Here is a 25225-nt window from a genome sequence, read left to right as displayed (position 1 = left end):
TCGATACATGGCTATGCTATTCTGCTTCGCGCTCCAGACCTTATTGAAAAGATCACCATGCCTATCAAGAAAACACTGTCCGCCTTCGTCCTGTCCGCCCTCGCTGCGCTGGGCGTCGCCCATGCCGACCCCTTGAGCTACGCCCGCTACGACCAGGTGCGCACCAGCGACCTGTATCTGGACCTGAAGGCCGATTTCGGCCACAAGACCCTGGCCGGCTACGCCGAGCTGACGTTGAACTGGATCGACAAGTCGGCCCGCACGCTGGTGCTGGATACGAACGAACTCAATATCGCCAAGGTGCAGGTGCTGAACCCGAACGGCCGCTGGAGCGCCGCCTCCTTCATGCTCGACAAGCTCGATGCCGAGAAGGGCCGGGCGCTGCGCATCGCGCTGCCGTTCCAGCCGCAGAAGGTGCGCGTGTACTACCGCACCGCGCCGTCGGCCGCCGCGCTGCAATGGATGTCGCCGCAGCAGACCATGTCCGGCAAGCGTCCGTTCATGTTCAGCCAGTCCGAGGAAATCAACGCCCGCTCGTGGGCGCCGGTGCAGGACACGCCTGCCGTGCGCTTCACCTACAGCGCCCGCATCGAAGCGCCGACCGGCATGCGCGTGGTGATGAGCGCCGAGAACGACCAGCAATCGACCGGCGCCGGCGGCTGGAAATTCAAGATGGCGCAGCCGATTCCATCCTACCTGCTGGCGATCGCCATCGGCGAGATCGACGTGCGCAACCTCGGCCCGCGCTCCGCCGTCTACGCCGAACCGGCGCGCATCGAGGCCGCCGCCTACGAGCTGGCCGACACCGAGAAAATGATCAGCGCCGCCGAAGGCCTGTATGGTCCATACCGGTGGGAGCGCTACGACATGATCGTGCTGCCGCCGTCGTTCCCTATCGGCGGCATGGAGAACCCGCGCCTGACCTTCCTCACGCCGACCATGATCGCGGGCGACCGCAGCCTGGTCGACCTGATCGCGCATGAACTGGCGCACTCGTGGTCCGGCAATCTGGTGACCAACGCCTCGTGGAAGCACTTCTGGCTCAACGAAGGCTTCACCACCTACGTCACCACCCGCATCGTCGAGAAGCTGTACGGCGAGGAAGTGGCGGAGATGAACCTGCAGGTCGAGCAGGAAGAGGCGCTGGCGTCGCTGCCGTCCATCCCCGCGGCCAAGCAGGCCCTCGTCACGCGCGACGCCGACACCAGCGCCGCCGGCTACACCGACAGTGGCCTGGTCTATCCGAAAGGCGCGTGGCTGCTGCGCACATTGGAGCAGCGCGCCGGCCGCGAGACCTTCGATCCCTTCCTGCGCGGCTGGTTCGACCAGCACGCGTTCAAGTCGGCCACCACCGACGAATTCGTGGCCTACCTGAAGAAGAACCTGCTGGATGCGCGGCCGGAAGTGATGTCGCAGGCGGAGCTGGACGAGTGGCTGTACGGCGCCGGCATTCCGGCCAGCGCCAAGCACGCGGCCTCGCCGCGCCTGGCGGCGCTGGACGCGCAGCGCACCGCATGGCTGAAGGGCGAGCTGCCGACCAAGGACTTGAACGGCAAGAACTGGATCGCGCTGGAGTGGATGCACTTCCTGAACGATATCGACGGCAAGGCCGGCGCCGCGCAGATGCAGGAGCTGGACCAGGCTTTCGCGCTGGGCAAAAGCGGCAACAACGAAATCGCCTACCGCTTCTACCTGGCTTCCATCAAAGCCGGCTACAGCGTGCGCGAGCCGCTCAACGCCTTCCTGATGAGCGTCGGCCGCCAGAAGTTCGTGGTGCCGCTGTACACCGCGCTGCTGAAAAACCCGGCCGAAAAGGAATGGGCCAAATCGGTTTACGCCAAGGCGCGCGAACACTATCATCCGGTCACGCAAGGCTCGGTCGATAAACAATTTAAAAAATAATGATGATGAAATTCTCCCGTAATTTTGCTGCGGCGCTGCTGGTGCTGGCGGTATCCATGCCGGCGCTGGCCGCCGCGCCGGCCTACAACCTCGACGCCGACGTCAAGCTGGCCTTGAAGACCTTCGACGTGCCCGGCATGGCGATCGCCATCGTCAAGGATGGCAAGGTCATCGCCGCCAACGGCTACGGCGTGCGCAAGCTGGGCGACCCGGCGCCGGTGGATGGCAAGACGCTGTTCGAAGTGGCCTCCAACTCCAAGGCCTTCACCGCCGCCGCGCTGGCGATGCTGGTCGACGAAGGCAAGATCGCCTGGGACGATCCCGTCACCAAGCACCTGCCGGACTTCCAGATGTTCGACTCCTACGTCACCGGCGCGATGACGGTGCGCGATCTGCTGACGCACCGCAGCGGCCTGGGTCTGGGCGCGGGCGATCTGCTGTGGTGGCCGACCACCAGTTTCAGCACCGATGAAATCATCGCGCGGCTGCGCTACGTGAAGCCGGCCACCAGCTTCCGCAACAGCTACGCCTACGACAACCTGCTCTACATCGTGGCCGGCAAGATCATCGCCGCCAAGGCCGGCAAGCCGTGGGGCGCGGCCGTACAAGAGCGCATCCTGGCGCCGCTGGGCATGAACGGCACCACCACCAGCGTGGCCGCGATGCTCGCCAGCGGCGACTACTCCGCGCCGCACAGCAAGATCAACGACAAGGCGGCGGTGGTCAAGCCCATGCCGGTGGAGAACGCGGTGGGCGCGGTCGGCATCAACACCAGCGCCGAGGACATCGCGCGCTGGATGAACATGCTGCTTAACGGCGGCAAGCTGGAAAACGGCACGCAACTGATCAGCGCCAAGCAGCTGGCCGAGATGTGGTCCGAGCAGACGCCGATGCGCATTCGCGAACCCAAGCCGGCGCTGGCCGCGACCAAGCCGAACTTCTCGGCCTATGGCCTGGGCTTCAGCCTGCGCGACTACAAGGGCCGCAAGATCGCCATGCACGGCGGCGCGTTGCAGGGCTTCTATTCGACCGTGCTGATGGTGCCGGAAGAGAAGCTGGGCATCGCCATCCTGACCAATGCCGAGAACAGCCCGGCGATGGCGTCGCTGTACTGGCGCATCCTCGACCAGTACCTGAACGTGCCGGCCAGCGACTGGATACAGCTGTACGCCGACCAGGAAGCGGCGTCGCACAGGGAGGAGCAGGAGCGCCAGGGCAAGGAGTCCGGCGCGCGCACCGCCAAGTCGACGCCATCGCTGCCGCTGACGGCCTACGACGGCGAGTACGAAGACCCGTGGTACGGCAAGGTGACGATACGCGCCGAGGGCAAGAAGCACATCATGAGCTTCACCCGCACGCCGGACCTGACGGGCGAGCTGGAACACTTCCAGCACGACACCTTCATCGTCCGCTGGAAGGAGCGCAACTTCAACGCCGACGCCTACGTGACCTTCGCGCTGAACCCGGACGCCAGCATCGAGCGCATGAAGATGGCGCCGGTGTCGATGGAGACGGACTTCAGCTACGACTTCCGCGACCTGAACTTCACGCCGGCCAAGCCGCCCAAGTCCGACAAGACGTCCAAGTAAGCGCTGCTTGCTCAATTCTTTGGAAAGCCGTACATGCTGAAAATCAGACTTTTGCTGCAAGCTCTGTTGTTAAGTTGTACCGCCCATGCAATCGGGGCGCCGCTGGATGCCGCGCCTTACTTCGGCGACCCCGCCATGTTCGATGCGGCGGTATCGCCCAGCGGGCGCTATGTGGCGGTGCTGCTGAAGTCCGACAGCGGCCGCGCCGTGCTGGCCACCATCAGCGTCGAAACCATGAAGACCACGCCGGTGGCCGCCTTCTCCAATGCCGACGTCACCTACGCGCGTTGGCTGAGCGACCAGCGGCTGGCGATCATCTTGAACAATGTCGGTCAAAACGGCGCGGTCGGCGGCCCGGGCGTGTATGCCGTCGACCGGGATGGCGGCGCGCTGAAGGCGGTCACGGAAACCGTGCCATCGACCATGCCGTTCGCGGATACTTCCGAGTTTTATACCAGCGACAGCTGCAACAACGACGGCCGGTTGACGGCCGCGCTGGGGCCGGACGAGATGCTGATCAATCTCCAGTTCGAGAAGCAGGACATCCTGGGCCGCCTCAACACCCGCAGCTCCCAGAAGGTGGAATTGTTCGGCCCCTTCGACAAGACCGAGCCGCTGCTGCAAAGAGACCGCACGGTTTCCTGGCTGGTGGACCAGGCCGGAAAACTGCGCGTGGTGTACGCGATACGTGGCGGCCGCCACCACACCTATCATCTGGATGACGCAGGCCGGTGGAATGAGCTGACATCGCCCGCCCTCGGCGCGGACGACACCTTGCTGCCCGTGCTGTATCTGAACGATAAACTGTACGTCACGGCGCGCAATGGCAAGGACGAGACCAGCATCTACAAGTACGACTTCGCCGCCAAGGCGCTCAGCCCGGAGCCTTTAATCAGCACGCCGGGCTACGACATCACCGGCCATTTTGTCGTGTGCCAGAACCGTATCGCCGGCTACCGCCTGCAATCGGAAAACACCAGCACCATCTGGTTCGACGCCAGGATGAAGGCGATCCAGCAGCAGGTGGACCGCCTGTTGCCCAACACCGCCAATCGCGTGTCGCGTGGCGCGGCCAGCGAAACGCCCTATGTGCTGATCGAGGCGGAATCGAACCGCGTGCCGCGCGCTTACTACCTGCTCAATACCGACAGCGGCAAGCTCACACGCATAGGCCAAACCGCCGCCGCGATCGAGGCCAGGGACATGGGGCAGCGCAGCTGGATCCAATACACGGCGCCCGACGGCTTCGTCGTGTCCGCGTACCTGACGCTGCCGGCGCACGCGGAGAAAAAGCCGTTGCCGATGGTGGTGCTGCTGGCGAGTTCGCCGTGGTGGCGGGTGACGGTCGATGCCTGGAATCCGCAAGTCCAGTTCCTCGCCGCGCAGGGCTTCGCGGTGCTGCAGCCCGAGCCGCGTGGCACCTACGGCTATGGCGACCGCTATTTCAAGGCCGGCTGGAAGCAATGGGCCAGCGGCGTGCAGGACGATATCGCCGCCGGTGCGCGCTGGGCCGCAGCCCAGGGTTATGCCGATCCGAAGCGCATCTGCGTGGCCGGCTCGAAGTATGGCGGCTACGCGGCCTTGACCGCGCTGGCGCGCAAGCCTGACCTGTTTAAATGTGCCGTCAGCTGGTCGCCGATCGCCGATCCGAAGCTGATGGCGGCGCGAAACTGGAAAGGCATGCCGGCGACGCCGACGGCCGTGGTGATGGATCGCCTGGTGGACGTGGAGATGGCCCCGCTGCTGTCCGCGGACACCCGCTTCACCCGCGCAGCCTTGCTGGCGTATGGTGATGACGACGAGCTTGCACCGGACGGGTTTTTAAAACAGCTGTCCGGCATGCTCAAGGAAGGCAATGCGGCGTCGGAGGTCATCAGCTATGGCCAGCCGCACAGGCAGACGCCGATGGAAGCCAACCGTATCGGTTTCTGGAACCGCGCCGCCGCGTTCCTGACGCGCCAGATCGGCGCGCCCCAGACAGGCGACGCCTCCGCCAGATAGCGCGGGTTTAAACCTGACTCTCGACCCGGTTGCGGCCGTTGCGCTTGGCGCGGTACAGCGCCAGGTCGGCGGCGTGGAACAGATCGTCCAGCGCCGCGTGCGGGCCGTGCGCCACCGCCACGCCGAAGCTGGCCGTGACCCGCAGGATGTGGCCGTCGGCCAGCGTCAGCGGCTCATGCGAGATCGCCGCGCGCAGCCGCTCGGCCAGCGCGCGCGCCGCCTCCAGCCCGCAGTAGGTGGGCATCACCACGAATTCCTCGCCGCCGTAGCGCGCCACGATCTCGCCGTCGCGCAGGCTGTCGCGCACCACCTCGGCGATGCGTATCAAGACCTGGTCGCCGGCGTCGTGGCCGTAGGAGTCGTTGACCGATTTGAAGTGGTCGACATCGAACAGGATCACCGCCAGCGATTCGTCCTGCTCGCGCGCGCCGCGCAGGCGCAGGTTGCCGGCCGCCGTGAAGGCGCGCCGGTTCAGGATGCCGGTCAGGTAGTCGGTATCGGCGCGCAGCTTCAGTTCCTCGATCAGGCGCACGCGTTCCTGCTCCAGCCGTTGACGATCCATGCTGTTGGCGCGCAGCGTCGCCAGCGCGCGCAGCATGTCGCCGATTTCGTCGTCGCGCCTGGCGCCGCTGGGCGGCATCGAAAAGTCGCCGTTGCCCAGCCGGACCACGGCGCGCGTGGCGCGCAGCAGCGGCACCACCACGCGCCGCCGCACGATCGCCAGCAGCAGCGTCAGCGCCAGCAGGATGGCGGCGCCCACCAGCAGGGCCAGCACCAGCTCGCGCCGCGCGGCCTCGTAGTCTTGCAGGGCCTGCGTCTGCGCCTCCTGCAGCAGCACGTCGCGCAGCGCCAGGATGGGCGCCATGCAGGGCACGTAGCGCTGCGCGAACTGGCCGGTGTCCATGCCGTAGGCGCGGCCGGCGCGGCTGGCCTGCTCGACTTCGGCCACCAGTCGCTGGCCGGCGGCGAAATACACCTCGTCCATGCGCGCCACCGCCGCCAGCACGCGCGGCTCGCTGTCGATGTCGCTGCTGGGGATCTTGATCAGCTGGCGCAGCTGCTCGATGCGGCCGCGCAGGAATTGCAGGCGCTGGTGGTCGGCCTCGGTCAGCGGCCGGGGAGCGGCCAGCGGCACCGTCAGCGCCGAGCCGAGACGGCCGGCGAACTCGCGCAGCTCGACGGTCAGGCGGGCCTTCATCAGGATGCGGGCGATGCGCGGATACACCTGTTCCGAGGCGCGGGTGTAGCTGGTCACGGTGTTCAGCGCCAGCGGCACCAGCTGGAACATGCGTTCGATGGCGGCGTCCAATCGTTCCGGCGTGCGTTCTGCCGGCGGCAGCGCGGCCAGCTGGTCGACCGTCAGGCGGGCCGCGCCCAGCGCGTCGTACAGCGGCGCCAGCGCGGTAGAGGGCTGGCCGGATGCTTGGGACAGGTCCTGGCGCAGCTGGTCCAGCGCCAGGTCGGTGTCGGCGCGGGCGCGCAGCAGCCGGGCGCGGCGCGCCGGATCGGCCGGCATGCGGTCGCCCAGCACGGCGTTGACCGGGCCTCGTTCGTAGGAGAGTTTTTCAGCGGCGACCATGGCGCGCTGCATCAGTTGCAGCGTGTGGTGGCCGGTGCCGGCGGCGCGGTAGTGTTCCCATTCGCCCCACAGTAGACGGCCCAGCATGCCGCACACCAGCAATGCCAGCACGGCGCTGGCGATGGTGAATAGTCGGGTTAGTCTCATTGCTGCCAGTCTGCATTCCAATTTGCTAGTTAGCAATATGCCACAAAGCACGGCGACTGTGGTTGTTGGGACGGCGGCGGGGGGAAATGAGACGCCGGCAGGCGGCTAATGGTACGATGGCGCCCGCGCGTCACGGCAGGGCTGTTTGTTTTGATGCAAAGCTTGAATGATTAATAATTGAGGGATGAAGAAGATGTCTATGCAACGAGTTATGCTGCGCTCCAAGCTGCACCGTGTGACGGTCACGCAGGCTGACCTGAATTACGAAGGTTCCTGCGGTATCGACCAGGATCTGCTGGATGCGGCCGATATCTGGGTCAACGAGAAGATCGAGTTGTACAACGTGAACAATGGCGAACGTTTTGCCACCTACGCCATTCCCGGCCTGCGCGGCACGGGCGAGATCTCGCTGAACGGCGCCGCCGCGCGCCGCGCCCAGCTGGGCGACCTGCTGATCATCTGCACCTATGCGCCGATGACCGAAGAGCAGGCCCGCGACTACAAGCCGAAAGTCGTTTTTGTCGATGACAAGAACAAGATCAAAGGCATGAAGTAAGCCGTTGAACGAAGAGAGCCGCCGCCCCAAGGGCAGGCGGCTTTTTTTTTACTTGGACATGCCGTCGTTGCGCAGCAGCTGCGACATGTACTGCGGCGTGATGCCCAGGAAGGATGCCACCACCTTCTGCGAGATGCGCTGCTCCAGCCCCGGATACTCGCGCCGGAAGGCGCTCAGCCGCCCCTGCGCCGGCGAGGCGCTCAGGTACAGCCTGCGGCTCTGGTCGATGATGCCGCGCTCCGACACCCGCAGATAGTAATCCCGCAACAGGCTGTTGCTCATCGTCAGCTTGCTGATCTCCAGCCAGTCCATCCGGTAGCCATGCACGGCCGTCTCCGCCACCACGAAATTGAGCGCCGGCTCGTCCTCGCGCGCGCGCAGCAGGTCGTCGTGCGCCGCCGCCGGCTCGCCGTCGGTCAGGAAATGCAGCGTCACCTCGTTGCCGGTTTCGGTGATGAAACCGGTGCGCGCCACGCCGCTGTGCAACCAGACCACGCTGTTGGCGACGACGCCGATGCGCTGCAGGTACTCGCCCTTGCGCATGCTCACCGGCACCGCCAGCGGCGCCAGCATGCGCGTCACCTCGTCATACATGTCAGCCGTGACTTTGTATTTCCGGGCAACAATATCCCGGTACTTTGCTCTGTGGTCTAAGAATGCCTGGTTCATTTTTCGTGGTGTTTTTCATTCCGGCATGTAAATGGCCGTACATAAGTCCCGGAAGTGTAAACGTTTTCTCAGTCTTTAACGCAATTTTTGTTGTGATTTGGAATGTAAATCGAAAATATATTTCAAACTTAAACCAGTTGAATGGCGCTTGAAATTGGCGTTACCATAGGCAACTAACCAGCCACGGGAGACAGCCATGAAAATCACCGACCTCAGCATAGGACGCCGCCTGTCGCTGGGCTTTGCCGTCATCCTGGCGATCCTGATACTCAACACCGGGCTGGGCATTTACCGTCTGCAGGGCGTGGCCGAATCCACCCGCGCCATGATGGAGCTGCCGCTGGCCAAGGAGCGCCTGATCGCCGACTGGTACCGCGTGGTGTTCGCCGGCATCCGCCGCACCACCGCCGTGGCCAAGAGCGCCGATCCGGTGCTGGCCACCTTCTTTGCCGAGGAAGCCAGGAATTCCACCGCCTACGCCCAGGGCCTGATCAAGAAGATCGAGGAACTGGCCACCGACGACGACAAGGCCCTGATGGCCGACCTGGTCAACACCCGCAAGGCTTACGTGGCTTCGCGCGACGGCGTCATGAAGGCCAAGGCCGCAGGCGACGCCGACGGCGCCACCAAGCTGCTCGACGACGCCTACATCCCGGCCGCCAAGACCTACGAGGCGATGCTGCAGAAAATGCTGGACCACCAGCGCAAGGAAATCGACGCCGCCGCCGCCCGCATCGACCAGGTGGCCAAGGACAGCCGCAACCTGCTGGTGGTGATGGCGGCACTGGTGGTGGCCTTCAGCGTGGCGTTCGCGTGGTGGCTGACGGCCGGCATCACCCGTCCGATCAACGAGGCGGTGGCGCTGGCCGAATGCGTGGCCGGCGGCGACCTGGTCGACCACAGCGACCATGCCGCCGCCGGCTACAGCCAGGACGAGCCGGGCAAGCTGCTGCAGGCGCTGCACCGCATGTCGGGCGGCCTGGTGCGCATCGTCAGCGACGTGCGCAACGGTACGGACGCCATCGCCACCGCGTCCTCGCAGATCGCCGCCGGCAACCTCGACCTGTCGTCGCGCACCGAAGAACAGGCCAGCTCGCTGGAGGAAACCGCGTCGTCGATGGAAGAGCTGACCAGCACCGTCAAGCAGAACGCCGAGAACGCGCGCCAGGCCAACCAGCTGGCGGCGTCGGCCTCGGACGTGGCGCAGCGCGGCGGCGCCGTGGTGTCGGACGTGGTGCAGACCATGGCGTCGATTGACGAGTCGTCGAAAAAGATCGTCGACATCATCGGCGTCATCGACGGCATCGCCTTCCAGACCAATATCCTGGCGCTCAACGCCGCCGTGGAAGCGGCGCGCGCGGGCGAGCAGGGCCGCGGTTTCGCGGTGGTGGCGTCCGAGGTGCGCAACCTGGCGCAGCGCTCGGCCAGCGCCGCCAAGGAAATCAAGGCGCTGATCGACGATTCGGTGGGCAAGGTGGCGGCGGGCACGCGCCTGGTGGGTCAGGCCGGCAGCACGATGGAGGAGGTGGTGTCGAGCATCCGCCGCGTGACCGACATCATGGCCGAGATCAGCAACGCCAGCAGCGAGCAGACCAACGGCATCGAGCAGATCAACAATTCAATCACGCAGATGGATCATGTGACGCAGCAGAACGCTGCGCTGGTGGAGCAGGCCGCCGCGGCGGCCGATGCGATGCAGGAACAAGCCGCCAAGCTGGCCGACGCCGTCAGCATCTTCAAGCTGGGCGACGCCGCGCCAAGGCGGCCGGCCGTGCAGGGGCGCGGCGGCGCGCGCCCCATGCTGGCTCGAGGTGGCTGAAACCAGCTAAACGGTTTACGCTTTTTCCGGCGAGCCGATGAAGCGGTAGATCGCCGCGCCCAGCAGTGCGCCGACGATAGGCGCAACCCAGAACAGCCACAGCTGGCTGGTGGCCCAGTCGCCCACGTACAGCGCCACGCCGGTGCTGCGCGCAGGGTTGACCGAGGTGTTGGTGACCGGGATGCTGATCAGGTGGATCAGCGTCAGGCCCAGGCCGATCGGCAGCGGTGCGAAGCCTTTCGGTGCGCGCTCGTCGGTGGCGCCCAGGATAATCAGCAGGAACATCATGGTCATGACCACTTCCGTCACCAGCGCGGCCAGCAGCGAGTAGCCGCCTGGCGAATGGGCGCCGTAGCCGTTGGAGGCGAAGCCGCCCATGACGTCGAAGCCGGCCTTGCCGCTGGCGATGGTGTACAGCACGCCGCCGGCGACGATGGCGCCCAGCACCTGGGCGACGATGTAAGGCAGCAGCTTATTGGCCGGGAAGCGGCCGCCGGCCCACAGGCCGATCGATACCGCCGGGTTCAGGTGGCAGCCCGAGATGTGGCCGATGGCGTAGGCCATCGTCAGCACCGTCAGGCCGAAGGCCAGCGACACGCCCAGCAGGCCGATGCCGACGCCGGGAAAGGCCGCCGCCAGTACCGCGCTGCCGCAGCCGCCCAGTACCAGCCAAAACGTACCAAAAAATTCTGCGCCGTATTGTTTCATATTTGATTCCCCTAGATAGTCAATTTTACATACATTCTATGCAACGTTGGCAATCTAACCGGGGCGGGCGCAAATGTCGAGTGCTGTTTTTTCAAGCCGCCGGCAGACGCAGCAGCAACCGGCTGCGCGCGCTGTCGTCCAGCGCGCTCAATGTGCCGCCCTGGACCTGCGCCAGCAGGCGGGCCGCGTACATGGGCAGCGTCTGCTCGTCGTCCGGCCGTCCGGCCTGGCCTTGCAGGCAGGCGCGCTGCGCGGCCGGCAGCACGCCGGCGTATTCCACCGTCAATGCCCAGTGGCCGCCGTCCAGCGTCGCGCCCAGCACGATGGAGGTGCCGGCCGGCGTGTGGGCCGCCGCGTTCAGCGCCAGATGTTCGAACAGCATGTGGCATAGCGTGCCGTTGGCCAGCAACGTGGCCGCCTGCGCCGGCAGCATCACCGGATGGCTGGCGGCGACGGCCGCGGTGGCGCGCGCCAGCAGCGGGTTGAGCGCCACCTGCCCGGCGTGCGGGTGGCTGGCGCCCTGTTCGATGCGGCACAGTTCCAGCGACAGGCTGGTCAGGCGCAATGCGCGCCGCGCCGCCTCGTCCAGCGCGGCCATGCGCTCGCGCTGCGGCGGCGCCAGCGCCAGCGCCGGATCGGCCAGCAGCTGCGCGCTGGCGTCCAGCACCTCGGCCAGCGGCGCCGCCAGGTCGTAGCGGCTCAGGCGTTCGACTTCCTCGCGCAGATGGGCGTTGTCGGCCACGGCCGCGTTCTGCCGCCGCAGCTCGGCCATCATGCCGGCCAGCCGCAGATGGGTGCGCAGGCGCGCCTTGAGGATGGCCGGATCGACTGGCTTGGTCACGTAATCCACCGCGCCCAGTTCCAGCCCGCCGATGATGTCCTCGGCCTGGTCCTTGGCGGACAGGAAGATCACCGGGATGTCGGCGGTGGCCGGATCGGCCTTGAGCCGGCGGCACACTTCGAAGCCATCCATCTCCGGCATCATCACGTCGAGCAGGATGATGTCGGGGCGGTGCACGGGGATGATCTCCAGCGCCTTCTTGCCGGAGATCGCCACCTTCACGCCATAGCCATCCTCGGCCAGCATGCCGGCGATCACCTTGATGTTGGTGGCGATGTCGTCCACCACCAGCACCGTCGCTTCGCGCAGCCGTTCTTCCAGCGGACGCTCCAGGCCGATCAGCGGCGCGGGGGCTTGCACCGGGGCGGGCGCGGCAGGCATGGCGGCGCGGCGCACGGCGGCGCGCTTGACGGCGGCGTCGCCGCGCGACTGGAACATCGCCTGCAGCTTGCTGTGGAAGGTCGCCAGCGTGAACGGTTTGATCAGGCAGTCGGTCACGCCGGCCTGGGCCGCCGCGCGCAAGCCTTCTCGGTTGGCCTCGCTGGGCAGCAGCATGAAGGGCAGCTCGGCGTCGGCCAGATTGACGCGCACCCATTGCAGCAGCTGCAAGCCGTTCATGCCCGGCATGTCGAGATCGGAAATGACGGCGGCGATCGGCCGCTCGTTGAGGATGCGGCACGCTTCCTCGCCGCTGCCGGCCAGGAACACGTTGACGAAGCCGAGGTCGGCCAGGATGCCCTTGACCACGGAGCGCATCTGCTGGTTGTCGTCCACCACCAGCAGCGGCAGCGACAGGTCGATATTCAAAGCGGGCATAGGCAGGTTCCAGCGTGATAGTCAGGCGCTGCCGGCGGCGCGCCCGGGGCGCGGTTGCGCGGGTGCAACAGGTGCGCAAGCAGCGGGCGCACCAGCCACCATCTTAAACGTAAATTATTTCCCGTCGGAAGCTATTTAAACTGTTGTCGCGTAAAACACAGATACAATTGATACGCCACCTACATTGTGGCGCAGGCCAAGTTTCTGAGATACAGTTGGACTCCACGGCATCGCTATCGAGAGTGCCGGGAGACTACAGCGGGGTGGCGTCCAGTGAAGAACACTAGCGGCTTCGACAGCAAAATTCTGGTTCCCTTCGGCCTGGCCGGCGGGGGCGCCTTGGGCACGATGGTCGCGGGTTGGAGCGCCTGGGGCTGGTACACAGTCTTGTGGTCGGCCCTGCTGCTGGCGGCCGCCGCGTGGTGCGCGCGCGGCGCCGGCGCCGCCGCGCTGGGCGGCGGCGAGCAAGCCATGATCGACGACTACCTGGCCGCGCGCGAACGCTTCGGCGACGCCGTGCTGCCGATCTGGTGCCGCCACATAGAAAATTCCCGCAACCAGATGGAGGAAGCCGTGGCCGACCTGGCCGGGCGCTTCTCCAGCATCGTCGACAAGCTCGACGACGCGGTCCACGTGTCCAGCCATGACAGCGGCAAGGGCGGCGGCAATGCGATGACCGAAATCTTTTCGCGCAGCGAAACCCAGCTCGGCTCGGTGGTGACGTCGATGAAGTCGGCCATGTCGTCCAAGCACGCGATGCTGGCGCAGATCAAGGACCTGGAACGCTTCACCCGCGAGCTGCGCGACATGGCCGAAGGCGTGGCCAGCATCGCCGCGCAAACCAATCTGCTGGCGCTGAACGCCGCCATCGAAGCGGCGCGCGCCGGTCCCGCCGGACGCGGCTTCGCCGTGGTGGCGCAGGAAGTGCGCAACCTGTCGAGCCGCTCTGCCGAGACCGGCCGCAACATCTCCAACCGCGTCGGCCTGATCAGCAGCGCCATCCTGGCCGCCAGCCAGGCCGCCGAACAATCGAGCGAGCAGGAAGACAAGTCGATGCAGTCGGCCGAGGGCATGATCGAATCGGTGCTGGGCGACTTCCGCACCATGACCGACGCGCTGGTGCAATCGTCCGAAAAGCTCAAGCAGGACAGCATCGGCATCCAGGGCGAAGTGGGCGAGGCGCTGGTGCAGCTGCAATTCCAGGACCGCGTCAGCCAGGTGATGGCGCACGTGCGCGAAAACATGGAGCTGCTGCCGGCGCTGCTGCGCGACAACCGCGACCGCTACAACGCCGACCAGGTGCTGGAAGCGCTGGACCCGCAGCCGCTGCTGCACGAGCTGCAAAAGACCTACGCCATGGCCGAAGAGCACGCGGTGCACGACGGCGACAGCCACGCGGCGCCGGTGGCCGCGGCGGCCGACGAGATCACATTTTTCTGACGTGCTAACGAGGTAGAGAACATGGCAAAAACCATCATGGTGGTCGACGATTCGGCCTCCCTGCGTCAAGTGGTCGGCATCGCGCTCAAGGGCGCGGGCTATGAGGTGATCGAAGGCCGCGACGGCGTCGATGCACTGTCCAAATGCACCGGCCAGAAAATCCATCTGGTGGTGTGCGACGTCAACATGCCTAATATGGATGGCATCACCTTCGTCAAGCAGTTCAAGCAGCTGCCGCTGTACAAGTTCACGCCCGTCATCATGCTGACCACCGAGTCGCAGGAAAGCAAGAAGGAAGAGGGCAAGGCGGCCGGCGCCAAGGCCTGGGTGGTCAAGCCGTTCAAGCCGGAAGTGCTGCTGGGCGCCGTCGCCAAACTCGTCATGCCATAACCCCACGGAGGACGCCATGTCCGATCAGACTGGAGCAGCGGTCGCCCGCATCGCCCTCGACGGCGAGATGACCATCTATCGCGCGGCCGACCTGAAGACCACGGTGCTGGAAGCGCTGCGCAAGACCCAGGTGCTGGAGATCGACCTGTCCGGCATCACCGAGCTCGATACGGCCGGCCTGCAGGTGCTGATGCTGGCCAAGCTGACCGCCAACGCCGACCAGCGCGAACTGCGGCTGCTGCAGCACAGTCCCGCCGTGGTGGAAATCTTCGAGATGCTGGACATGGGCGCCTTCTTCGGCGACGCCCTGCTGATACACGCCTGAGCTGTCATATACCTGCCGTACTCATCTGTTTCTTTCTGTTCCGAGGGCATGCCATGAACCTGGACGAAGCACTACAGACCTTTATCACCGAAAGCCGCGAGCTGCTGGAAGAGATGGAAAACGCGCTGCTCAACGTCGACATCGCGGGCGACCAGAGCGAGGCGATCAACGCCATCTTCCGGGCGGCCCACACCATCAAGGGTTCCGCCGGCCTGTTCAGCCTGGACCACATCGTCGCCTTCACCCACGTGGTCGAGAGCCTGCTCGATGAGGTGCGCGACGGCCGCGTGGTGCTCAACGACGAGATGATCGTGCTGCTGCTGTCCTGTTGCGACTACCTGTCCGGCATGACCGACGCGCTGGCCGCCGGCCGCCTCGACGCCGATCCCGACACCGCGCCCGAAGGCGAGATGCTGCTGCAACAGCTGCGCCGCCACATGGAGGGCGGCCACGCCGGGGAAGCCCAGGCCGCCGACGCGCCGCTGGCGGTGCACGCCGAGCCCGGCGTCGAACGCATCGACCAGGAGCGGGGCGACAGCGACTACTGGCACATCTCGCTGCGCTTCGGCCGCGGCGTGCTGCAGAACGGCATGGACCCGATCGCCTTCCTGCGCTACCTGGCCAAGCTGGGCAAGATCGTCGGCATCGCCACCGTGCCGGACGCCGTGCCGCCGGCCGAGGAAATGGACGCCGAGCTGTGCTACCTGGGCTTCGAGATCGCCTTCGACAGCACGGCCGACCGCGAAGCCATCGCCGGCGTGTTCGAGTTCGTGCAGGACGATTGCGAGATCCGCATCATCCCGCCGCACAGCAAGGTGTCGCACTACGTCGACCTGATCCGCGCCCTGCCCGAGCAGGCGGCGCGGCTGGGCGAGATCCTGGTGCGCTGCGGCAGCGTCACCGCCCACGAACTGGAAGGCGCGCTGCACCAGCAGTCCCATCCCGACAACCCGCAGGACGACGCGCCGCAGCAGCAGCTGGGCAGCATCCTGGTCGGCGCCGGCAATGTGCCGCCGGTGGTGGTGGAGGCCGCGCTGGCCAAGCAAAAGCAGGTCAGCGAGCAGAAGGCGCAGGAAAGCCGGTCGATCCGCGTCGATTCCGACAAGCTCGACCGCCTGATCGACCTGGTCGGCGAACTGATCATCGCCGGCGCGCGCGCCAACATGATAGGCCAGCACATCCAGAACACCGAGCTGCAGGAATGCACGTCGACGCTGTCCGGCCTGGTGGAGGAAGTGCGCGACGCCGCGCTGGAACTGCGCATGGTGAAGATAGGCGCCACCTTCAACCGCTTCCAGCGCGTGGTGCACGATGTCGCGCGCGAGCTGGGCAAGGACATCGGCCTGATCGTCGACGGCGAGGATTCGGAACTGGACAAGACCGTGGTCGAGAAGATCGGCGATCCGCTGATGCACCTGGTGCGCAACGCCATGGACCACGGCATCGAGCCGGGCGATGTGCGCGTCGCCAACGGCAAGCCGGCCAAGGGCATGATAAAGCTCAACGCCTTCCATGAATCGGGCAGCATCGTCATCGAAGTCAGCGACGACGGCGGCGGCTTGCGCAAGGAAAAAATCCTGGCCAAGGCCGTCGAGCGCGGCCTGGTGGACGCCGACCGCAAGCTGACCGACAGCGAAATCTACAACCTGATCTTCGAGGCCGGCTTCTCGACCGCCGAGAAGATCACCAACCTGTCCGGGCGCGGCGTCGGCATGGACGTGGTCAAGCGCAACATCACGGCGCTGCGCGGCAGCGTCGACGTCTCCAGCAAGGAGGGCGCCGGCACCACCGTCACCGTGCGCCTGCCGCTGACCCTGGCCATCATCGACGGCTTCCTGGTGCAGGTGGGCAGCTCGGTGTTCGTCATCCCGCTCGACATGATCGAAGAGTGCATCGAATACGCCACCGAGCCGGGCCAGGACTACTGCAATCTGCGCGGCCAGGTGCTGCCCTTCGTGCGGCTGCGCGAGCTGTTCCGCATCGAAGGCGCGGCCACGCGGCGCGAGAGCATCGTCGTGCTCAAGCTGGGCAACCACCGCGCCGGGCTGGCGGTCGATACCCTGCTGGGCGAATTCCAGACCGTCATCAAGCCGCTCAGCCCGATGTTCAGCGAAGTCAAATGCATCAGCGGCTCGACCATCCTGGGCAGCGGCGAGGTGGCGCTGATCCTGGACGTGGCCGCGCTGATGCAGGCCGTCAGCGGCAAGGGCGTCGTGGCGCTGGCCGCCTAACTCCGGAGAGGACAATATGAATACAGCCGCAGCCAATGTGGTGACGTACGGGAGCAGCGCCATCGTCGCGCTGCAGAGCGGTGCCGCCCTGCCCAGCCAGTTCCTGACCTTCATGCTGGGCGAGGACCAGTATGCGGTCGGCATCCTGCACATCAAGGAGATCATCGAGTACGGCAGCCTGGCCACGGTGCCGATGATGCCGGCCTGCGTGCGCGGCGTAATCAACCTGCGCGGCGCGGTGGTGCCGGTGATGGACCTGTCGGCGCGCTTCGACCGCGCGCCCAGCGTGATCGGCAAGCGCAGCTGCATCGTCATCGTCGAAGTCGAGGCCGGCGACGGCGACGGCAAGCAGGTGCTGGGCATGCTGGTGGATTCGGTCAACGCGGTGGTGGAGATCGCCGCCGGCGACATCGAGGCGGCGCCGTCGTTCGGCACCCGCATCCGGCCCGACTTCATCGCCGGCATCGGCAAGGTCGGCGGCAAGTTCGTGATCCTGCTCGACATCGAGCATGTGCTGTCGAGCGAGGAGATCGTCGAGATGGCGCGCGGCACCGTCGCCACGCACCACAATTGAAACGGCGGCCGCCATGCCCGTAGTCACCATCACCGAGCGCGAGTTCACGCAATTCCAGCGCTTCATATACGAGGCGGCGGGGATCTTCATGGCCAACGGCAAGCAGGCGCTGGTCAGCGGGCGGCTGGCCAAGCGGCTGGCGCACTACCAGCTGGAGAGTTACGGCGACTATCTGCGCCTGCTGGAAAGCCGCGCCCAGCCGGCCGAGCTGCAAGTGGCGGTCGATCTGCTGACCACCAACGAAACCTATTTCTTCCGCGAGCCCAAGCACTTCGCGCTGCTGCGCGACCTGGCCACCGAAGCGCGCGAGCGCCGCCAGACCATGCGCGTGTGGAGCGCGGCCAGCTCCAGCGGCGAGGAAACCTACAGCATCGCCATGGTGATGGCCGACGTGCTGGGCGACGCCGCGTGGGAAGTGCTGGGCACCGACATCAGCACCCGCGTGCTGGAGCGCGCCCGCTGCGGCCACTATCCGATGGAGCGCGCCAACCAGATGCCGCAGGCTTACCTGAAGCGCTTCTGCCTCAAGGGCCAGGGCAGCGAGGCCGGCACCATGCTGATCGAACGGGCCTTGCGCCAGCGCGTGCAGTTCCGCCACCTGAACCTGAACGAACCCTTGCCCAAGCTGGGCAGCTTCGATGTGATCTTCCTGCGCAATGTGATGATCTACTTTAACCTGGAGACCAAGCGCCAGGTGGTGGCGCGGCTGCTGGCGCAGCTGCGGCCGGGCGGCTACTTCCTGATCGGGCATTCGGAAACGCTGAACGATATCAACGACACCGTGACCGCGGTGGCGCCCTCGATCTACCGCAAACCATGATCGTCACCCTGACCATGCCAGACGCAAAACTCATCGATATCTTCCTGATGCCCGGCGATTACTTCGTCGGCGACGAGCGGTATCGCGTGCGCACGCTGCTGGGGTCTTGCGTGTCGGTCACGCTGTGGCATCCGGCCATGCGCATCGGCGCCATGTCGCACTTCCTGTTGCCGGGGCAGGGCCGCCGCAAGGCCCACGACAAGCCCGGCATCTACGGCGCCGACGCCATGAACCTGCTGCTGGAGGGACTGGCCCACCACGGCGTGCCGCTGATCCAGTGCCAGGGCAAGATCTTCGGCGGCGCCGCCATGTTTCCGCGTAACGCCAAGGTGCGCGACATCGGCATGCAGAATGGCGACTACGCGCGCAGCACGCTGCAGCAGCACGGCATACACGTGGTGTCCGAGAGCCTGTTCGGCGAAGGCCACCGTCAACTGATCTTCACCATCCGCAGCGGCGAAGTGCTGAGCCGCCAGGTGCCGCCCGATACGGCGGTCGGTGGCCTCGCCGCACAGAACAAGGAATAGGCATGAGTGGAATAAACGTCATGATCGTCGATGATTCGGCCGTAGTGCGCCAGGTGCTGAGCAGCTTGCTGAATGCGGCGCCGGGCATCGTCGTCAGCCACGCGGTGGCCAACCCGCTGCTGGCGATGGAGCGCATGAAGGTGCAGTGGCCGGACGTGATCGTGCTCGATGTCGAGATGCCCAAGATGGACGGCATCACCTTCCTGCGCAAGATCATGAGCGAGCATCCGACGCCGGTGGTGATCTGCTCGACGCTGACCGAGAAGGGCGCGCAGACCTCGATGGAGGCGCTCGCCGCCGGCGCGGTGGCCATCATCACCAAGCCGCGCCTGGACCTCAAGCAGTTCCTGCACGATTCCGCCGACGAGCTGGTGTCGGCGGTGCGGGCTGCGGCCGGCGCCCGCGTCGGCAAACTGAACAACCGACCGCCGCCGCCGCCAGTGACGGCCAAGCTCAATGCGGACGCGGTACTGCCGCCGACCGACCTGCGGCCGATGACCGCCACCACCGAGCGCGTGGTGGCGATCGGCACCTCGACCGGCGGCACCCAGGCGCTGGAAGAGGTGCTGACGGCGCTGCCGAGGGTATCGCCCGGCATCGTGGTGGTGCAGCACATGCCGGAAAAATTCACCGCCGCCTTTGCCGCCCGCCTGGACAGCGTGTGCGAGGTGCGCGTCAAGGAGGCGGCCAATAACGACCGCGTGCTGCAAGGCGTGGTGCTGATCGCGCCCGGCGGCAAGCACATGCTGCTGCGCCGCACCGGCGCGCAGTACTTCGTCGAGGTGGTGGACGGCCCGCTGGTCAACCGCCACCGGCCGTCGGTCGATGTGCTGTTCCGTTCCGCCGCGCGCGCGGCCGGCGCCAACGCGCTGGGCGTCATCATGACCGGCATGGGCGACGACGGCGCCGCCGGCATGCTGGAGATGCACAAGGCCGGCGCCCGCACCGTGGCGCAGGACGAGGCCAGCTGCGTGGTGTACGGCATGCCCAAGGAAGCGGTCAAGCGCGGCGGCGTGGAGCGCTCGGTGCCGCTGAACGCGATCTACCGCGAAATCCTGCAGCAGCTGTCCTACTGACCGCCGCGATCATGGCCACCGACACGCTCACCGCTGCCGCCACCGAATCTGCGCCGGCGCCTGCCCGCAGCTGGGCCGGTCAGCGCGTGCTGGTGGTGGAGGACAGCGTGGTGCAGCGCGGCTACCTGGCCGGCCTGCTGCGCGAGCTGGCCTTCGGCGAGGTGCTGGAGGCGGCTGACGGCAACGAAGCCTTGCAGGTGCTGGAGCGGCTGGGCGGCGACGCGATCTTCCTGGTGCTGACCGACCTGGAGATGCCGGGCATGGACGGCATCGAGCTGACCTGCCAGCTGCGCGAACGGCGGCTGGCGCAGAACCTGATCGTGGTCAGCGCGCGCGATCCGCGCCTGCTGGAGATCATCGAGAGCATGGATTTCGACGATGCCTGCATGGACCTGCTGGGCACCTTGCTCAAGCCGGTGCAGCTCGATGCGCTGGCGCAGCTGCTGGCGCGCGCAGGCCGCAAGGCGGTCGTCAGGCACAGCTGCGCGCCGCCGGACATGCCGGGCCCGGACGAACTGGCGCAGGCGGTGGCGCGGCAAGAGTTCATTCCCCATTTCCAGCCCAAGGTGGCGATCCGCAGCGGCCAGCTGAAAGGCCTGGAAGCGCTGGCGCGCTGGCGCCATCCGACGCGCGGTTTGCTGTCGCCGCTGCACTTCATCGACGCGATGGAGGGCACGCCGCTGATGGAGGAGTTCACGCTGAGCATGGTGCGCCAGGTGCTGGAGCGCTTGCAGGAATGGAGCCAGTCCGGCCTGCCGACGCTGACGGTGTCGGTCAACCTGTCGGCCGACAACCTGGCCGAACGCGCCTTCATCGACCGCCTGACCGCGCTGGTGATGGCTTCCGGCGTGGCGCCGTCGTCGCTGGTATGGGAAGTGACCGAGACCAGCGTGATGCGCCAGCTGTCGCACGCGCTGACCAATATGGGGCGGCTGCGGCTGATGGGCTTCGGCCTGGCGATGGACGATTTCGGCATCGGCTATTCGTCGATGCAGCAGTTCGCCCGCTGCCCGTTCACCGAGTTGAAGATAGACCGCGCCTTCGTCAACGGCGCGTCGCAGTGGCCGAACCGGCATGTGGTGCTGAAAAGCGCTTTGGACCTGGGGCAAAGCCTGGGCGTGGCGACCGTGGCCGAAGGCGTGGAGACGCTGGAGGACTGGCAGTTGCTGCGCGAGCTGGGCTGCGACCTGGCGCAGGGCTATCTGCTGGCCAAGCCGATGCCGGCGGAAGAGTTGGTGGGGTGGATCAGGCAGGACCGGCGCAGGCTGCGCGCGCTGGCGGAACAAGCGTAGTTAAAAAAATATCCGATCAGTAGCATCTCTGGGGGAATCATCATGTTGTCTATGTTAACGGTCAGGGCCAAGATACTCATACTGCTGACGGTGGCGGTGCTAGCGCTGGTGGTGGTGGTGACGATCGCCTTCCTGGGATTGAAGCAGGAAGGCGCGATGCTCAACCAGATCGGCAAGAACCGCATGCCGTCGGTGCAGGCGCTGCTGCAGATCAGCGAGGGGCAGACGGCGCTGCGCTCGGCCAGCCGCTCGATCGACACCACTGCGGCCTATCCTGAGGAAGCGGGCAACGTCGCGCATGAAATCAAGCGCAAGCAAGAGATCTGGGGCGACATCGACAAAGCCTGGAAAATCTACGACGCGCTGCCACAGGAGACCGAAGAGGCGACGGTCTGGAAGACCTTCGTCAAGCAGTGGGAAACCTGGAAGGCGCGTGACGCCATCATCAACGATCTGGCCGGCCAGATCGTGCTGGCCGATAGCGTCAAGCGCAAGGAGCTTTATGTCACCGTGCACAAGACCCTGCAGGAAAACCGTCCTGCCTTCCACGATGCGGAGGAAAGCCTGAACAAGCTGGTGGCGCTCAACATCGCCTACGGCGAGGGCGACGTCAAGAATGCCGACGAGTCCTCCGCCCACGCGCTCAGCCTGATGTACACGGCGTCCGGCGTGGCGCTGGCGCTGCTGGTGGCGATCGGACTGGTGATCCTGAACGGCATCATGAAGCAGCTGGGCGGCGATCCGTCGTATGCGGCCGAGATCGTGCGCCAGGTGGCGGACGGCGATCTGAGCGCCGACGTCGCGCTGAAGAACGGCGACACCACCAGCCTGCTGGCGGCGATGAAGGGCATGATAGAAAAACTGTCGCATGTGGTGCAGGAAGTGAACAACGGCGCCGAAGCGCTGGCCAGCGCCTCCGAGGAAGTGAGCGCGACGGCGCAGTCACTGTCGCAGGCCGCCAGCGAGCAGGCCGCCGGCACCGAAGAGACCAGCGCTTCCGTGGAGCAGATGACGGCGTCGATTTCGCAGAACACGGAAAACGCCAAAGTCACCGACGGCATCGCCAGCAAGGCCTCGCTGGAGGCGGCCGAGGGTGGCGAGGCGGTCAAGTCGACGGTGGCGGCGATGCAGCAGATCGCCAAGAAGATCAGCATCATCGACGACATCGCCTACCAGACCAATCTGCTGGCGCTGAACGCGGCCATCGAGGCGGCGCGCGCGGGCGAGCATGGCAAGGGCTTCGCGGTGGTGGCGGCCGAGGTGCGCAAGCTGGCCGAACGCAGCCAGGTGGCGGCGCAGGAAATCGAACAGGTGGCGTCGAGCAGCGTCGAGCTGGCGGAGAAGGCCGGCCGCCTGCTGGACGAGATGGTGCCGAATATCCGCCGCACCTCCAACCTGGTGCAGGAGATCACGGCGGCGTCGGAAGAGCAGTCGGCCGGCGTCGGCCAGATCAACGCGGCCGTCACACAGCTGAGCCAGACCACGCAGCAGAACGCCTCCAGTTCCGAGGAGCTGGCCGCCACCGCCGAAGAGATGAGCGGCCAGGCCGAGCAGCTGCAGCAGACCATGTCCTTCTTCAAGCTGGCCGGCGTGTCGCGGCCCATCCGCACGACGACGGTGGCGCGCAAGCCCGGCAAGCCGATGGCGCGCGCGGGCGGGCGCATGGCGGCCGGCGTGGGCGGCAACCGCCGCATGACGGAAATGAGCGAGCCTGACGAATCGCATTTCGTTAAATTCTGAGCGAGGCGGCGATGAACACCATGATCCGATCCGACCCGAAGTCCGACCCGAAGCAGCTGGCCGGTGCGACCCCGTCGCAGTTCCTCAGCTTCATGCTGGGACAGGACATGTTCGCCATCGGCATCCTGGCCGTGCGCGAAATCCTGGAGTACGCCGGGGTGACGCCGGTGCCGCAGATGCCACCCTGTATCAGCGGCGTCATCAACCTGCGCGGCACGGCGGTGCCGGTGCTGGACCTGGCGCGCAGGCTGGAGCGCGAGCCCTCGCCGATCGGCAAGCGCACCTGCATCATCGTGGTCGAAGTCGACAGCGACGACGGCCCGTTCGTGATCGGCATCCTGGTCGACGCGGTCAACGCGGTGCTGGACATTCCGCCGGCCGATATCGAACCGGCCCCCAGCTTCGGCGCCCAGGTGCGCGCCGAAATGCTGCAGGGGATAGGCAAGGTGCAGGGGCGCTTCGTGCTGCTGCTGAATGTGCAACACGTGGTATCGGCCAGCGAGATCGCCGCGCTGGCGGCAGGCGGCGCATTGCCGCAACATTCGTAACACTTACCGGGAGTCTTACATGCTTGCCACGATAACAGTCAGGACCAAGATCCTGACGCTGATCGCTGTCGCCGTTCTGGCGCTGCTGCTGGTGATGGTGATCGCCTTCCAGGGGCTGAAAAAAGAGAGTGCGATGCTGGCCGAAATCGGCAAGAACCGGATGCCATCGGTGCAGGCGCTGATGGCCATCAATGAAGGCAAGACCGCGATCCGGTCCTCCAACCGTGGCGCCGATGCCGTTTCCATGTACCCCGAGGACACGGCGGAAATCGCCCAGCAGGTCAAGCGTCGCGCGGAGATCTTCGGCGAGATCGACAAGGCCTGGAAGATCTACGATCCTCTGCCGCAGAGCAGCGAAGAGGCGGCGGTGTGGAAAACCTTCGTCAAGCAGTGGGATACGTGGAAGCAGAAGGATGCCGAGTTCGGCGACATCCTGAAGCAGATCCAGTCCACCGATCCTGCCAAGCGCAAGGACTTGTTTATCGCGCTGCACGGCAAGCTGACCGCGAATCGTCCGGCCTTCCATGATGTGGAGAGCAGCCTGGACAAACTGGTGGCGATGAACGTCAAGTACGGCGAGGACGCGGTGATCGAGGCCGATGCCGCATCGGCCAGCGCGCTGACCAGCATGTACGTGGCCTCCGGCGTGGCGCTGGCCTTGCTGGTGTCGCTGGGCCTGCTGATCCTGAGCGGCATCCTGCGCCAGCTGGGCGGCGATCCGGGCTATGCGGCGGAGATCGTGCGCCAGGTGGCGGACGGCGACCTCAGCGCCGATGTCGCCATCAAGCCGGGCGACACCACCAGCCTGCTGGCGGCGATGCGGGGCATGATCGAAAAGCTGTCGCAGGTGGTGCAGGAAGTGAACAACGGCGCCGAGGCGCTGGCCAGCGCTTCCGAGGAAGTGAGCGCGACGGCGCAGTCGCTGTCGCAGGCCGCCAGCGAGCAGGCCGCCGGCACCGAGCAGACCAGCGCCTCGGTGGAACAGATGACGGCGTCGATTTCGCAGAACACGGAAAACGCCAAAGTCACCGACGGCATCGCCAGCAAGGCGGCGGTGGAAGCGTCCGAGGGCGGCGAGGCGGTCAAGTCGACGGTGGCGGCGATGCAGCAGATCGCCAAGAAGATCAGCATCATCGACGACATCGCCTACCAGACCAATCTGCTGGCGCTGAACGCGGCCATCGAGGCGGCGCGCGCGGGCGAGCATGGCAAGGGCTTCGCGGTGGTGGCGGCCGAGGTGCGCAAGCTGGCCGAACGCAGCCAGGTGGCGGCGCAGGAAATCGAACAGGTGGCGTCGAGCAGCGTCGAGCTGGCGGAGAAGGCCGGCCGCCTGCTGGACGAGATGGTGCCGAATATCCGCCGCACCTCCAACCTGGTGCAGGAGATCACGGCGGCGTCGGAAGAGCAGTCGGCCGGCGTCGGCCAGATCAACGCGGCGGTCACGCAGCTGAGCCAGACCACGCAGCAGAACGCCTCCAGTTCCGAGGAGCTGGCCGCCACCGCCGAAGAGATGAGCGGCCAGGCTGAGCAGTTGCAGCAGACCATGGCTTTCTTCAAGCTGGCCGGGGCCGGACACCGGCGTCGTGGGTAGTTCGCCACAGGTGAGTATTGGTGAGATTTGCAGCGGCGGATTGG

Annotated in this window: 21 protein-coding genes; 17 read left to right on the top strand and 4 right to left on the bottom strand. The window is 66.0% G+C overall.

What is annotated here, in order from left to right:
• Positions 1 to 57: 57 nt before the first annotated feature.
• Genes GEV02_RS28320 through GEV02_RS28310 form a run of 3 tightly spaced genes read left to right on the top strand, consistent with a single transcriptional unit; the run spans position 58 to position 5492 of the window.
• Positions 58 to 1902, top strand: a complete 1845-nt coding sequence (locus GEV02_RS28320; protein WP_152841221.1) for a M1 family metallopeptidase — start codon at positions 58 to 60, stop codon at positions 1900 to 1902.
• Positions 1902 to 3491 (top strand): serine hydrolase, encoded by a 1590-nt coding sequence (locus tag GEV02_RS28315; protein ID WP_152841220.1) that lies wholly within the window; start codon positions 1902 to 1904, stop codon positions 3489 to 3491. The genes GEV02_RS28320 and GEV02_RS28315 overlap by 1 nt, the downstream gene beginning before the upstream one ends.
• Before the next feature lie 33 nt (positions 3492 to 3524).
• Entirely contained in the window at positions 3525 to 5492 is a 1968-nt protein-coding gene (locus tag GEV02_RS28310; protein WP_152841219.1) for an alpha/beta hydrolase family protein, read from the top strand.
• Between the two features lie 7 nt (positions 5493 to 5499).
• Here the strand turns inward: GEV02_RS28310 and GEV02_RS28305 are convergent, their stop codons facing one another.
• Positions 5500 to 7218: a GGDEF domain-containing protein gene (locus tag GEV02_RS28305; protein ID WP_152841218.1), complete on the bottom strand. Its 1719-nt coding sequence runs from the start codon at positions 7216 to 7218 to the stop codon at positions 5500 to 5502.
• 199 nt (positions 7219 to 7417) lie between these two features.
• On the opposite strand from GEV02_RS28305, the gene panD reads away from it, so the two are divergent.
• The gene (gene panD, locus GEV02_RS28300) at positions 7418 to 7774 is read left to right on the top strand and encodes an aspartate 1-decarboxylase (RefSeq protein WP_026334859.1); all 357 of its coding nucleotides are present in this window, start codon (positions 7418 to 7420) and stop codon (positions 7772 to 7774) included.
• 48 nt (positions 7775 to 7822) lie between these two features.
• On the opposite strand, the gene GEV02_RS28295 is transcribed toward panD, so the two are convergent.
• Entirely contained in the window at positions 7823 to 8368 is a 546-nt protein-coding gene (locus tag GEV02_RS28295) for a Crp/Fnr family transcriptional regulator (protein WP_152841217.1), read from the bottom strand.
• 271 nt (positions 8369 to 8639) lie between these two features.
• Between GEV02_RS28295 and GEV02_RS28290 the strand changes: the two genes are divergently transcribed.
• Entirely contained in the window at positions 8640 to 10262 is a 1623-nt protein-coding gene (locus tag GEV02_RS28290; protein WP_152841216.1) for a methyl-accepting chemotaxis protein, read from the top strand.
• A gap of 15 nt (positions 10263 to 10277) precedes the next feature.
• Here the strand turns inward: GEV02_RS28290 and aqpZ are convergent, their stop codons facing one another.
• Complete coding sequence (gene aqpZ / locus GEV02_RS28285; protein ID WP_043479666.1) at positions 10278 to 10970, bottom strand: aquaporin Z; 693 nt, start codon at positions 10968 to 10970, stop codon at positions 10278 to 10280.
• Positions 10971 to 11061: 91 nt separating this feature from the next.
• Positions 11062 to 12627 carry a response regulator gene (locus GEV02_RS28280; protein WP_152841215.1) on the bottom strand — a complete coding sequence of 522 codons (1566 nt, stop codon included), beginning with the start codon at positions 12625 to 12627 and terminating at the stop codon, positions 11062 to 11064.
• Positions 12628 to 12900: 273 nt separating this feature from the next.
• Between GEV02_RS28280 and GEV02_RS33485 the strand changes: the two genes are divergently transcribed.
• The 12 genes from GEV02_RS33485 to GEV02_RS28220 are packed head-to-tail and all read left to right on the top strand — an operon-like array spanning position 12901 to position 25181.
• Positions 12901 to 14067, top strand: a complete 1167-nt coding sequence (locus GEV02_RS33485) for a methyl-accepting chemotaxis protein (protein ID WP_328595939.1) — start codon at positions 12901 to 12903, stop codon at positions 14065 to 14067.
• 21 nt (positions 14068 to 14088) lie between these two features.
• Complete coding sequence (locus GEV02_RS28270; protein ID WP_008444158.1) at positions 14089 to 14457, top strand: response regulator; 369 nt, start codon at positions 14089 to 14091, stop codon at positions 14455 to 14457.
• A 16-nt stretch (positions 14458 to 14473) separates the two neighbouring features.
• The gene (locus GEV02_RS28265) at positions 14474 to 14782 is read left to right on the top strand and encodes an STAS domain-containing protein (protein WP_008444159.1); all 309 of its coding nucleotides are present in this window, start codon (positions 14474 to 14476) and stop codon (positions 14780 to 14782) included.
• Between the two features lie 53 nt (positions 14783 to 14835).
• Positions 14836 to 17013 carry a chemotaxis protein CheA gene (locus tag GEV02_RS28260; RefSeq protein ID WP_152841214.1) on the top strand — a complete coding sequence of 726 codons (2178 nt, stop codon included), beginning with the start codon at positions 14836 to 14838 and terminating at the stop codon, positions 17011 to 17013.
• Positions 17014 to 17029: 16 nt separating this feature from the next.
• A complete protein-coding gene (locus GEV02_RS28255; RefSeq protein WP_174999388.1) occupies positions 17030 to 17587 on the top strand; it encodes a chemotaxis protein CheW in 558 nt (185 codons plus the stop codon).
• A gap of 13 nt (positions 17588 to 17600) precedes the next feature.
• Positions 17601 to 18407: a CheR family methyltransferase gene (locus tag GEV02_RS28250; protein WP_152841213.1), complete on the top strand. Its 807-nt coding sequence runs from the start codon at positions 17601 to 17603 to the stop codon at positions 18405 to 18407.
• Positions 18404 to 18934 carry a chemotaxis protein CheD gene (locus tag GEV02_RS28245; RefSeq protein WP_152841212.1) on the top strand — a complete coding sequence of 177 codons (531 nt, stop codon included), beginning with the start codon at positions 18404 to 18406 and terminating at the stop codon, positions 18932 to 18934. Before GEV02_RS28250 ends, GEV02_RS28245 begins: the two co-directional genes overlap by 4 nt.
• Before the next feature lie 2 nt (positions 18935 to 18936).
• The gene (locus GEV02_RS28240) at positions 18937 to 20010 is read left to right on the top strand and encodes a protein-glutamate methylesterase/protein-glutamine glutaminase (RefSeq protein WP_152841211.1); all 1074 of its coding nucleotides are present in this window, start codon (positions 18937 to 18939) and stop codon (positions 20008 to 20010) included.
• A gap of 11 nt (positions 20011 to 20021) precedes the next feature.
• Positions 20022 to 21302 (top strand): EAL domain-containing response regulator, encoded by a 1281-nt coding sequence (locus GEV02_RS28235; protein WP_152841210.1) that lies wholly within the window; start codon positions 20022 to 20024, stop codon positions 21300 to 21302.
• Positions 21303 to 21344: 42 nt separating this feature from the next.
• Positions 21345 to 23042, top strand: a complete 1698-nt coding sequence (locus tag GEV02_RS28230) for a methyl-accepting chemotaxis protein (RefSeq protein ID WP_152841209.1) — start codon at positions 21345 to 21347, stop codon at positions 23040 to 23042.
• A gap of 11 nt (positions 23043 to 23053) precedes the next feature.
• Positions 23054 to 23590 carry a chemotaxis protein CheW gene (locus GEV02_RS28225; protein ID WP_152841208.1) on the top strand — a complete coding sequence of 179 codons (537 nt, stop codon included), beginning with the start codon at positions 23054 to 23056 and terminating at the stop codon, positions 23588 to 23590.
• 19 nt (positions 23591 to 23609) lie between these two features.
• Positions 23610 to 25181 carry a HAMP domain-containing methyl-accepting chemotaxis protein gene (locus GEV02_RS28220; RefSeq protein ID WP_152841207.1) on the top strand — a complete coding sequence of 524 codons (1572 nt, stop codon included), beginning with the start codon at positions 23610 to 23612 and terminating at the stop codon, positions 25179 to 25181.
• The last annotated feature ends 44 nt before the right edge of the window (positions 25182 to 25225 follow it).

Origin of the sequence: Rugamonas aquatica (genome assembly GCF_009380215.1) — a bacterium.
In the GTDB taxonomy this organism is placed as follows: Bacteria; Pseudomonadota; Gammaproteobacteria; order Burkholderiales; family Burkholderiaceae_D; genus Rugamonas; species Rugamonas aquatica_B.
This window is presented reverse-complemented; position numbering and strand designations above follow the sequence as displayed.